Source organism: Streptomyces sp. NPDC028910 (assembly GCF_055564955.1).
This window is the reverse complement of the sequence record NZ_JBVHVF010000050.1, coordinates 1-11,111: the sequence shown is the minus strand read 5'-3', so window position 1 is coordinate 11,111 and position 11,111 is coordinate 1. Positions and strand designations below refer to the sequence as shown.

The following is an 11,111-nucleotide window of genomic DNA, read 5'->3' as shown; positions in this document are numbered from 1 at the left end:
CCGCGGTCACCTCATAGACGGATGCCTCGCCGAGACCGGCCTGACCATCAGACCCACCTGAGCAACCATGCGACATCACGAGTTCAATCTCAGTAGCTGCGTGAAGTCGAAACGCACGCCCGCGGCGCCTCGGAGAACCCGTTGCCAGGGGCGTCGCCCCCCGCCTTCTGGAGTCGCAGCAGAAGCCGACCTGCTCCAGAGCCTGACGCGCGGGGCGTTCTCGCCGCAACCAGCAGCCTGGCGCCCGCGGGTCGATGCTGTCGATGCCAGGCCGGGAGCGGCGGTGAGACCTTGAGTCGCCCGGCTCCGGAGGGGGAGGGGACGGCTGCGGCTGCTGGTTGAGAGACCGGGGGAGCCGCGACCATGGAGAGTACGAGCCCCATACGGCCGAACGTACCCGCCACTGCGGGAGCCGCGTACGCCGACGGGCCAGCTGGTCATGCCGAGCGGGCTATCGGGCTGCAGTACGGGCACGGCTCAACACCCTCGGCGAGCGTCCGGCGGGCTTCCTCGCGGCTGATTGGCTTGCCGCCGCCCCTAGAGCAGTCTCCCGCGTGGCCCCGCAATTCTGTGGGGATCGGGTGACCGGCTGGCCCTCGATCTCCACCATGGCGGGGACGAGGAACTCGGGCAGGGATTCCACCAGGTCCGGTGATGCCCGGAGGCCCAGCTGGGCGTGATGGACTTGGTACCCATCGGGTTCGTCAAGCCCGCGGGCAGCGAGGTGAGCGAGGAAGTGGGCGTGTTCGGGAGCCGGGCCCGCGTCCTGGTGCGTGCAGCTGGACACGGCCCGCCGTGCTCCAGCCACGCTCCTCCCAGCACGGATGTGAGCTGATCAAGCAGAAGAGCCGGATCAGCTCCCGCCGCAGCTCCGCCGTACCGAGGGGGGCCGGAGGGCGGGCTGGTTGTGCGTAGGGATCTGCCGCGCTTGAGGCAGACCAGGTCGTGGGGGAAGGGGAGGGCGGCGTCCACTTATTGAACAGCTGCTCGAATGTATGTGCGACTCCGTGCCCAGCGCGCTCATGCCATCCAGGGCGGGCCGGTCCAGGGCGGGCGGCCGGCTCTGATTCGTCAGAGCGCTATGTCCGCACTACGTAGATATTCTGTGAGGTGTGATCGAGTCTGGACGGCCGCGGCTCCATAGGCGCCCCGGCACGGGAAGACTTGTGCGGCTGTCGCCGGTCATCCTGACCGTCGTCATCGCCAGCCTGGCATACACCACTCCGCCGGAAATGGCCTTCAGTCGCCTCCTGCCCGCGGCGCCGGCCCTCGCCGCCGCCATGTGGCCGGTCCTCCCCACCGTCCTGCTCGGAACGGTCTGCCTCTTTCTGATGATCGGCCTCAGCCTCGTCTTCCCCGATCTGGGGACGTGGTGGACGGCCGCGGGGATCATCGCGGTCACCGTGGCCGCCGCGTACGGAAGCCATCTCCGACTCCAGCGGGAGCGCACCCTCTTTCAGGTACGGCTCGTCGCCGACGCGGCGCAGCAGGTGGTGCTGAGCCCTATGCCACGCCGCTTCGGGAATGTCGAGATCGAGGCGCTGTATCTCGCGGCCGCCGCGGAGGCCCGCATCGGCGGGGACTTCTACGAGGTGGTCGATACGCCCTACGGGGTCAGGCTGCTCATCGGTGACGTGCGGGGCAAGGGCCTGCCGGCAGTGGGAGCGGCCGCGGCGATCGTCAACGCCTTCCGGGAAGCGGCCTACGGCGAGACCGACATGGTCAACGTCGCACGCAGGCTGGACGCCAGCAGCACCCGCTACAACGCCGCCTTTCCCCCCGAGGGGCCGATGGAGCGCTTCGCCACCGCCCTTCTCGTCGAGATTCCGCACGAGGGCAGACGTATCGGCATCCTCAACTGCGGACACCCTCCGCCGCTGCTCCTGAACCGCGGGAAACTCCGTGTCCTTGAGCCGGCCACCCCATCGCCGCTGCTCAGCCTCGCGGAGCTGATCGGCGATCAGTACAACGTCGACACCTTCGACTTCGCCCCCGGCGACCTGCTGCTTCTCTATACCGACGGGATCGCCGAGGCCCGCGCCCGCGACGGCGAGTTCTTCCCGCTGGCAGCCTGGATGCGTCGACAGCCCGCGACACCACCCCGCGAACTGCTCGCGGCTCTTCACCGTGATCTCCTCCGCTACAGCAGAGGACGCCTTGACGACGACATCGCCGCCCTCGCCGTACGCCTGCGTGAACCACGGGGCACGGAGTCCCAGTGAGTGGCCCGCATGTCGGTCGCTCAGCCGGAGGTCGGCGTCGTCGTCGCGACGGCGGATACCGCTGCCGCAGCACGCAAGATGCCTGCTGACCTGGGCGGACTATGTTCGTTGAGAACGATCTGTCCTCTGTTCATCACTCGGGCTCTGACCACGTTCCGTGCAAGGATCTCGCCCATGATGACGAAGCCCACTCTGACGGAACATCGCTCCCCATGGGTCGTGTTCACCTCCCCGGCCGACCCATGGCTGGCGTCGGAAACGGCCGCGCTCGTGCAGCAAAACGGTCTGGTCCTGCGGCTGGACGGCCGGGAAATGCGGGATGCCGCGTCCGTCTTCCGCACGTTCGCCCGGGAGTTGTCGTTCCTCGGCTACTTCGGCCACAACTGGGACGCGCTCGTGGACTGCCTCCACGACTGGCACGGTCCCGGGCACGGTAACCAGGACCTCGCGATTCTGATCGAGCACGCGGACGACCTGCTGAAGTCGGACTTCCTCGGGCTGTTCGTATCGGTTCTCGCCCAGGCGGCTTGGAACTCCAACCTCCGCCTGGACGCCGACGGCGAGTTCGATGAGTGGCGGCCGCGTATGGCCCAGCACTTCGTCTTCCTCTTGGACCACACTGCACCCGTTGCCTTCACGGAGAAGGCGGCCCGCGGCACGGACGTGGCGGTGGCGCTCTCGGACGGCCGCCTGCTTGCCACCTTGACCGACGTCGACTGGCCCGGTGGAGATCCCGCATCTGCCCCCTGGACGGCCGGCCCGCTCTCCTTCGCGGACGAGGAGATCCTCAGCGGCATGACCATCAAGGGCATCAAGCTGTTCAGAGAGCAGCTCGGCTGCTCGATCCACGAGGCCCTGGACATCCTCCAGTCCCGCTCTGAGCACCTACGCCGCGACGGGGCGCTCGGTGCATACGAGTAGGGCCTCCTGAGCAGCTCGTTCCGACGGACATGACGGACATGACGGACGCGGAGTGGGCCGCCCCCGGTCAGGCGCCGGTGGCGGCCGGGACGGGGTCCGGACTGGGTCCGGAGTCGATGATCTGCGCGAGCAGGTTGAAGCCGGGACGGTCCACGGGTCGGGCGTTGGCATTGAGGATGACGACTGCAGCCCGGTGTTCGGGGGCTATGGCCAGCAGGCTGCGGTAGCCGCCAGTGCCGCCGGTGTGGAACAGGATCCGGTGCTGGCTGCGGGGCAGGTTGGCCGAGATCCAGCCGGGATGAACAACGGCTCTGGCGTTGATGCGGTGGGCGGTGGTGTGGGTGAGAGCGATGGCCTCGGCGAGTTCTTCGGGTGCGGGGCCGATCTGGGCCCGGGCCAGCGTGAGCAGGTCGGGCACGGTGGAGTGCAGGCCGCCGGCGCCGGCGAGGGCGGCCAGGTGCCAGGGCGGGCGGGGGCGGCCGGTGCGGGAATGGCCGGCGGCCAGTCGTGCGGTGCGTCCAGGGTCGAGAACCACGTGGGTGTCGGTCATGCCGAGGGGCCGGCAGATCTCGGCCTGAATAAGCGCGTCGTAGTCGGTGCCGGTGTGGCGTGCCAGGGCGAGCCCGAGCAGGCCGGCGCCGAAGTTGGAGTAGCGGAAGCGGGTACCTGGCACCGACCGCAAACGGGTGCGCCGCAATCCGTCCAGCAGGAGTTCGCCCGTGCAGCCGGCGTAGGGGTCCGATCGGAACAGGCCTCGCGGCAGAAGGCCCTTGGGCAACCGGGGTAGGCCGGACGTGTGGCAGGCCAGGTGAGCCAACTTGATGACTCCGCCGCCGCGTTCGGGAGCCGTGATGTCGCGGGGTAGCAGGTCGCGAAGCGGTTGGTCCAGCCCCACGGTGCCACGCACGGTGAGCTGGGCCAGGGCCAGAGCGGTGAACGTCTTGGTGACGGAACCGATCTCGAACAGCGTGCCCGGGTCTGCGCCGTGGAGTGCGGACTGCCCGCCCCGGACGGCACCCACCACGACGACGCCACGCTGTCGGGCACCGAGCCGCTCCGCCGTTCGTCGTACCAGATCATCGAGGAGCGAGGTCATGATCGTCAGGCCTCCGTCCGGCCGAACAGGCGTCGGCCGCCGTACTTCTTGTGTACGGCCTGCTTTGAGACCCCCAGCGCCTCGGCGATCTGCGTCCACGTCGTCCCTGCCGCCCGCGCCCGGTACACCAGAACCTCTTCCTGTCCTTCCAGGCGGTGGCGCAGCGCGGCTGCCTCGCGTAGTGCTTCGATGGGATCGGCGTTCTCGGTGATCGACGAAATGTCAACTCCAGTCATGAGTCAACCTTAGTTGACATCCCCCTCAATCGTCAACCTAAGTTGACCGCACCGCTGAGGTGTCGAGAGTTGTCGCAATGGGAGGAGCCGGTGGGCACCCGATGTCTTCATCCTCAACCATCGTCATGCTCGCGCAATCACCCGACGCCCCAGCTAAGACCGGGTGAGGGCGTACCGCCCTTCCCGTACACAGTCTCGTACCTTGACCCCGAGCGTTTCCTTTCTCGCGTGACCTCCAGTGCAGCCAGGGGTCGTGGTCGCTGACGTGGACGGGCAGCCCTTCCGGCTCGTCGCGCTAGACCCGGATGACTGGCCGAGGGTCTAGCGGATCGTGTGCCACCACGCGCCAGCTGAGGGTGGGATACCGCGCCCGCTGACCAGGACGAGAGCCGGTCAAAGTTCGATGAGATTGGTCAAGCTTGTCCCGTCTCAAAGGATCTGGTTCGGGGGCGGCCCGCTGACCTGCGGCGACCAGTTCAGGTGAGACGTGGAGATGCCGGGATTCTCGGGTGATGTGGTCCCGGACGGGTGGATGCCGGAGGCTGTCTCAGCTGATCTGGTCCGGCTCTGCTGTTTCGAACTGATACCACGCCTGGGTCGTCAGCCACGACTGGTAGCTCTTGAAGATCCTTCCCAGGCCGTCGGACTCTTCTCGCGCATCGAAGAACTCGCTGAGGAGCTGGTGGAGTGTGGTCACGGCTGCGGTGTCGGTCGGCTGTGTGAGTGGGTGGACCCATCCTCCAGGGGCGAGGTGACGGATGAGGATCGGCCAGGTCAGGTTGTGTCCTGTGCCGTGGCGGACGACGAGCCATTCCTGGAATCCCGCGAGCATGTGCCAGTTGCTTCCGGCGTCCAGGCCGAGGACGAAGGCGGTGGCCGTGGCGAAGGTGCCGCCAAGGCCGTGCCGGGCGGGTTCTCGGCGGATTGCGGTCAGCAGCGCCCGGTACTGCTTGAACACGGCCGCGTGGAAGGTCTGTTGGGTCGAGGCGAGGTGGTTTCCTGTGGTGGGGTTCAGCGTGGCTGATCAACGTGTCCGGGTTCTTGAGCGGGTGGCTGGACATGTAGCGGTGGACTGTTCCGTAGGAGACGGTGATGTCGTGGTCGTCCAGCAGCGTCTCCCAGACCTCTCTCACGGTGAGGAGCTGGCCGGCGTGCGTGGTGGCGTATTCGTCGAGGATGGCGTCGATGGTGGGGCCGACTCGTTCCTTGGCAGGGCCCACGATGGGGGGGCCGTTTCTTGCGGGGCGGCGGCGTTGGTGACTTCAGGGCCTGCCGGACCGTGGCGTGGCTGACGCGGTGACGCCTCGCCAGATGTGAGACCGGCAACTGCTCGGTTTGGGCGTCCTTGCGGATCGCTGCGAAGAGCGCGGGCTTGTCCGCGGTCTTGGTGAAGCTGGGCTTGGGTTTCTCGGGTTCCGGACGCTTCTGTCGCACCAGATCGGAGAGTGCCCGTTCCAGTGCGTCTTGCCGGCGTCCGGTGACTGCTGCGAGCCGGTCGGCTCGCGGGCGTTTGCCGTGTCCGTAGTCCGGTGGGCCGACGAGGTATCCGCGGAGGTAGCTGGGCTTGAGGTGGTTGGCTCGGGCCAGCCGGCGGACGTAGGAGTCCGTACTTTCTCCGGTTTTTGGACGGGGGCGGACCGGCAGCAGTCGGAGCCGGCCGTCGTCGTTCTCGCCGGTGCTCATGAGGCCGGTCGGGCTCTGCGCTTCTGTGCCGCGCGGTCGAGCTTCACCTGCTGCAGGGACTTGCGGGTGATCTTCTCTGTGCCGTCGAGGACGGCGTCGATGGCCGCGCCGCGGATGAGGTGGGACAGGGAGCCGATCATCCCGCCGGTGCGGTCGTGGAGGTAGTGGGCCAGCCCTTCCAGGGTTCTGGATCGGTGGTGGTGCAGTCGCAGGGCCTGTTCGAGGGTGGTGACCAGTCCGGTCCATTCCTCGGTGCGGGGGAAGGGGACGGTCTCGATGACGCCGAACCGTCCGGCGATCTGCCTGCCCCGGGTGCCGTCGAACAGCCCATTGGCCTCCAGATCGACGCCGGCGTAGATGAAGGTCGCCGGGATGCGCTCGGAGAAGTATTTCAAGGTGTCCGAGACCTCGGCGCCGTTGCGGGTCGCGAGGGAGAGATTGTGCAGTTCGTCGACACACACGACGGTGACCCTTGCGTTGATGAGGACGCCGCAGACGGCTTCGATGACGTCGGTGATGTTGGCGCGGGTGGTGACGGGCAGGCCCAGGAAGCGGGCGAATTCCACGGCCAGCATGCGCGAGGTCGCGGCGGGTGGGACGGTGACGTAGACCACTGGGATCCGTCCGTCGACTCCGGGGTGCCGGCGTCGGTCGCTGGCCTCGACGGTCTTGCCGAACTGGGTGAGTGCGGTCGTCTTGCCGGTGCCGGCCGGGCCGGAAAGGATCAAGCCCCGGCGGGCGCTGATCGCATGCCGGTTGAGCAGGGTCAGGCGCCTGCCGGTGTGGACGACGGTGCGCAAGGTGGAGGTCTCGGCCACGGTCAGCCGGGTGTGGTAGTCGATGCGGCCGTCGTCGTAGTCCTCCCGCTCCTCCGGATCCAGGCCGTCCAGGACACGGTCGGGCAGCAGGTCGGGCGGGGCCGGATCCCGGATGGCGAACTCCCTCCAGCCTTCCAGGGTGGTGAGGTAGCGGTGCAGTTCCTCCCGGTCCAGGGCACGTCGCCAGCCGTGGTGCTGGCCCGGGTCCGGCTGCTGGCCGGGGGCGGGGCCGGTCGCGGTCACCATCGCTTGTCAGCCTCCTTGAAGGGGTCGAAAACACCGAGCGGGATGACCTTCGCGACAGGTTCGTCCTCGTCGCCGCCCTCCTCGTCATCGTGGGGCGGCGGGTCGTCTGTGTCGGCCGGTGCCGTCTCGGGCCGGGGCGGTCGAGGACCAGGGTTCTCGGCGGCGGCGCGGGTCCGGGCGGCGACCCGCCGGTCGCGACGGGAGGGCCGAGCCTTCCCGTCGCCGCTGGGCCCTGGCTGGCTCTGGTCAGGAGTTCCGTGACCGCCTGGGCGATCCGCTCCTCGGTCGGGTCGATCTCGCCCTGCTGACGTAGGTGGGCCGCGGCGTGATCCCAGGCCAGATCACCGAAGGGCTGCGGGACGGTGCCGAGGTGTTTCCAGGGGACCGGAGTCCAGCCGTTCTCCCAGTGGTTGCGGACCCGGATCCAGTTGGCGTCGTAGGGGTCGCGGTGGACCTCCCACAGGTTCCGCTTGCGTGTGATCCCGGAAGGCTGGCGCCGAAAGGGGCCCAGCTCCGCGCAGTCGTAGATGCGATGGTTGATCTTGACGCCGTAGGAGTTGACGGCCCGCCAGGTCGCGGGCAGCAGTTCGACGTAGTCGTCCCCGGTCAGGGCCAGGGGGACGTAGCCGGCACTCTCGATGAGAGAGGCGTACTTCTGGTTGGGGGTGAAGGTGCGGCCGGGGCTGCCGGGGTCCCTGAGCCCGTCGTGGTGCCTGTTCTGCCACTTGGCGATGAGCCATTCGTCCAGAAGTTCCTCGATCTCCAGCATCGACCACAACGGTTAGTCCTCGACGTTCCGTCCGCGATGCTCGGCCGTGCGGCCCAAGTAGCCGGGAGGGAACTGGCAGAACAGCGTGGCCACCGATTCGAGCGTCCGTTCGATGTGGGGCTTCTCCGCAGGCGACCGGGGGTGGCAAGGCTGGAAGATGATCTCCAGAGTTCGGCAGGCGGAGCGGAAGTTCTCCGAGATGAACGCCTTGCCCCGGTCGCAGACGATGGTCTCGGGGATGATCACCGGCCGGGCCGCTGCGTGCTCCAGGCGCTCGTCCAGCGACAGCAGCCTGCGGTGCGGCAGCACCGACCGGGACATCTTCAGTGCATCCGACCAGCCGGGCCGCATCGGTTCCGGGGTCAGAGCACGGGCCAGCAGCAGCGAGGCGTCCACCGACTTGGTGGTGGGCCGCACGACCGCGGCGACGATGGTGCGGGTGGCGATATCGACCAGGCCGCAGAGCTCGACCCGGCCGGGCACCCCCTCATCGAGCCGCACCAGCACATCCAGCGGAGTGGAATCGATCTGCATCAGCTCGCCCGGGGCCGCGACCTGCTCATAACGGAACGGGCCCTCCGGCTGATCAGCCAGGGACCGCCGGGTGCGAGCCGACCCGGTCACGTGGACCCCGCCGGACAGCTTCCCGAAGAGCCGGTAGAACGTGGCCCGAGACGGCATCTCCACCACGTCCTCGCCGTGCTCGGCGGCCAGGATCCACCCGGTCCGCCAGCGTGCGTACTCGATCGTGCGAGTGGACGCCGGAACACTCTCCGCGATGGCCTGGCGCATCGCCGCCACCACGCGAGGATCAGCCCGGCCCAGCAGCGAAGCGTGCGGGGCAAGACGGTGGTCCACCACCGCGGCGATGCCGCCGGCCTCGTAGCGTTGCCGCTTTCGCTTCACGGTCCGCGCGCTGATCTCCTCGCCCAGCACTGTCAGTTCCGCCGCCTTCGCCCGCTCACGTTCCGCCAGCCACCGGCAGGCCGGGTCATATTCGGGCCGGGGCCCGGCCCCCGCCGGAGCATCCGGCGGCAGACCGGTCAGGATCTCGATCAAGTGGCGCTGCCACCACAACGCCCGCTCCGCGACTTTCTCCGGCAGGTGGTCCAGCAGCGCGGCCGAGCCCAGAGCGGCCCGCTCGCCAGCGCCCAGGACAGCGAAGTCCTCGGCCGCCTGGAGATGGACCTGATCGATGAGCATGCCTGTGCCGTGGGTATCGGCTAGGCAACCCGCATCCCGGTCAGCCCGACGACCGTGTACGTACGTTTCTCGAACGTCACCCGGTCACCCAGCCGCAGCCGTCCTGGACGCGCGGACCTCATAACCGTCCCCTCGCCGCCAGGCGGACGACCGTCCCGCCATCGAGTGGGCCCGAGACCAGTTCCGCAGTCAGTTCGTGGTTCCAGAGCAGGTGATAGAGCACCGGGAGCACCCCCCATCCGGTCTCCGACCCGATCGGCCCTCACGAACAGCATCTGCGGTTCGGCGAACACCTCCCGCAGCACATCCGCCACCGACGCCCGGTGGCACCGCGGATGGCGGTAGCGCGACAGCCAGCGCAAATTCGCCCGGAAGGGCTGGCCCAGGTCTCCGACCAGCCGGAACTGCCACCCCACTGTTGCGCAGACCCGCGCGGTGAACGCGAAGACCTCGGCAGCCTCCTCATCAACGAGGCTCTCGGCCGGACATCGACCACCATGCCGGTGCCGTCGGACAACCTGGCGAAGTAGTCCGGGGTGTGTTCACGATCCCGGTCGCCATCCGCCCAGACCAAATGGAAGGGCTGGGAGGCCAGAGCGACGACGGCAGGATCGAAGTCCAGGGCCATCGCGGCGTCCCGCTCCACCCACGACTCGTAACCCACCAGGTCACGCGTGGTCGCCGCCCAGTAGTCACCAGTGAAGTTCTTCTGCCCCTTGAACGCGATGAACTTCCGGGTCGGCGAGGCCAGTTCGAACGGCTCGCCCCAGTAACGGGCTAGTGGACCGAGCCGTGCGGCGCCGTCGGCACCGACGAACCCCACCTGGACCTCCGACGCGTACTCCCAGGCAGGTGTCGCCTGCGCGGGCTCGCCCACGAGCACCTCCCCGCTGCCCTCGCCCCTGCACTGCGAGGGTGGAACACCCAGCGGGGTCCCATGTCCCGGACGCGGAAGGCGTCACCCCAACGAGCGACATCCCTGTGAGAGCCGATGCCGGTAGCCGGCTGACTCGGTCTGGTCCGCAGTTACGCGTCTCGATCGGCTTCCTGAGCCGCACGCTCCAGCCGGGTTCGATAGTTCTCCCACCACGCTGAGTCGCCCGGCGGCATGCTGTCGTTGCCCTGGTTCATCCCCACGGCCCCGTCTATGAGTTCCCGGAGGATGTCCGCGTGCCCGGCGTGCCGGTGTGTATCGGCGATCACGCGCACCACGGCATGGTGCAACGTCACCTCGTCCCTCCCGTTGGGCCACCACGGCACCTTGCCGTTCGTGTCCAGAGCCAGCGCGTCGATCGTCGCGTCCGCGTGCGCCCACGCCCGGCGGTAAAGCTCCACGATGTGATCGCGTGACTCGTCGGCGGTGGCCCACATATCCGCGTTGGGCTCAGCACCGTCTTCGAGCCAGGGCAGCGGCTCGCCGGACGGCCGTCCGAAGGTGTCGCCGAGGTAGCCCAGCTCCACACTGGCCACGTGTTTCACCAGGCCCAAAAGGTTGGTGCCGGTCGGCGTCAGCGGGCGGCGGATGTCGTACTCCGAGAGCCCTTCGAGCTTCCAGAGCAAGGCATCACGGGCGGACTGCAGATAAAAGTGAAGGTCAGCCTTGGGATCCGATGCGGTCATCGGGCCAGTCTGCCGCTTGAACGATCTTCGCCCACCGCCTTTTCCGCTACTCGCGGCGAACCAGATCATCTGACACGGCGAGCCAATCGGACTAGATCACTTGAGACAGGGACTAGACGAGTAAGTCCGAAGTCTTCGTCAGTGGTCGTAGGCGATGAGTGATCGTGTGGTGGCTGTGCCGTTGGTCCGGTTGTGCCAGATGGCTGCGGTCAGGGTGAGGATGCGTTGTCCGATCCGGGCCAGGACTCCGGCTGGGGTCCTGGCTCCGTGGCGTTCGAGGTCGAGCTGGCCTTTGAG

Annotated in this window: 10 protein-coding genes and 1 pseudogene; 2 read left to right on the top strand and 9 right to left on the bottom strand. The window is 68.1% G+C overall.

Annotated features, from left to right (window positions below):
- Window positions 1–437: 437 nt before the first annotated feature.
- On the bottom strand, window positions 438–566 hold the full coding sequence (locus ACZ4TV_RS33215) for a DUF6233 domain-containing protein (RefSeq protein ID WP_468138976.1): 129 nt from the start codon (window positions 564–566) through the stop codon (window positions 438–440).
- 600 nt (window positions 567–1,166) lie between these two features.
- On the opposite strand from ACZ4TV_RS33215, the gene ACZ4TV_RS33210 reads away from it, so the two are divergent.
- Window positions 1,167–2,222 carry a PP2C family protein-serine/threonine phosphatase gene (locus ACZ4TV_RS33210; RefSeq protein WP_468138975.1) on the top strand — a complete coding sequence of 352 codons (1,056 nt, stop codon included), beginning with the start codon at window positions 1,167–1,169 and terminating at the stop codon, window positions 2,220–2,222.
- 177 nt (window positions 2,223–2,399) lie between these two features.
- Window positions 2,400–3,143 carry a barstar family protein gene (locus ACZ4TV_RS33205; protein WP_468138974.1) on the top strand — a complete coding sequence of 248 codons (744 nt, stop codon included), beginning with the start codon at window positions 2,400–2,402 and terminating at the stop codon, window positions 3,141–3,143.
- 67 nt (window positions 3,144–3,210) lie between these two features.
- Here ACZ4TV_RS33205 and ACZ4TV_RS33200 read toward each other — a convergent pair whose 3' ends face one another.
- From ACZ4TV_RS33200 to ACZ4TV_RS33165, 8 genes and pseudogenes are all read right to left on the bottom strand, one after another.
- Window positions 3,211–4,239, bottom strand: a complete 1,029-nt coding sequence (locus ACZ4TV_RS33200; RefSeq protein WP_468138973.1) for a serine hydrolase domain-containing protein — start codon at window positions 4,237–4,239, stop codon at window positions 3,211–3,213.
- 5 nt (window positions 4,240–4,244) lie between these two features.
- Window positions 4,245–4,475: a hypothetical protein gene (locus tag ACZ4TV_RS33195; protein WP_468138971.1), complete on the bottom strand. Its 231-nt coding sequence runs from the start codon at window positions 4,473–4,475 to the stop codon at window positions 4,245–4,247.
- A gap of 547 nt (window positions 4,476–5,022) precedes the next feature.
- Window positions 5,023–5,433 carry a hypothetical protein gene (locus tag ACZ4TV_RS33190; RefSeq protein WP_468138970.1) on the bottom strand — a complete coding sequence of 137 codons (411 nt, stop codon included), beginning with the start codon at window positions 5,431–5,433 and terminating at the stop codon, window positions 5,023–5,025.
- Window positions 5,434–6,154: 721 nt separating this feature from the next.
- On the bottom strand, window positions 6,155–7,222 hold the full coding sequence (locus tag ACZ4TV_RS33185; RefSeq protein ID WP_468138969.1) for a TniB family NTP-binding protein: 1,068 nt from the start codon (window positions 7,220–7,222) through the stop codon (window positions 6,155–6,157).
- Window positions 7,223–8,003: 781 nt separating this feature from the next.
- Complete coding sequence (locus ACZ4TV_RS33180; protein ID WP_468138968.1) at window positions 8,004–9,194, bottom strand: transposase family protein; 1,191 nt, start codon at window positions 9,192–9,194, stop codon at window positions 8,004–8,006.
- 262 nt (window positions 9,195–9,456) lie between these two features.
- Entirely contained in the window at window positions 9,457–10,071 is a 615-nt protein-coding gene (locus ACZ4TV_RS33175) for a TnsA-like heteromeric transposase endonuclease subunit (RefSeq protein WP_468138967.1), read from the bottom strand.
- A gap of 149 nt (window positions 10,072–10,220) precedes the next feature.
- Window positions 10,221–10,814: a DinB family protein gene (locus ACZ4TV_RS33170; protein ID WP_468138965.1), complete on the bottom strand. Its 594-nt coding sequence runs from the start codon at window positions 10,812–10,814 to the stop codon at window positions 10,221–10,223.
- A 138-nt stretch (window positions 10,815–10,952) separates the two neighbouring features.
- Window positions 10,953–11,111: pseudogene (locus ACZ4TV_RS33165) on the bottom strand (IS982 family transposase); the annotation flags it as partial.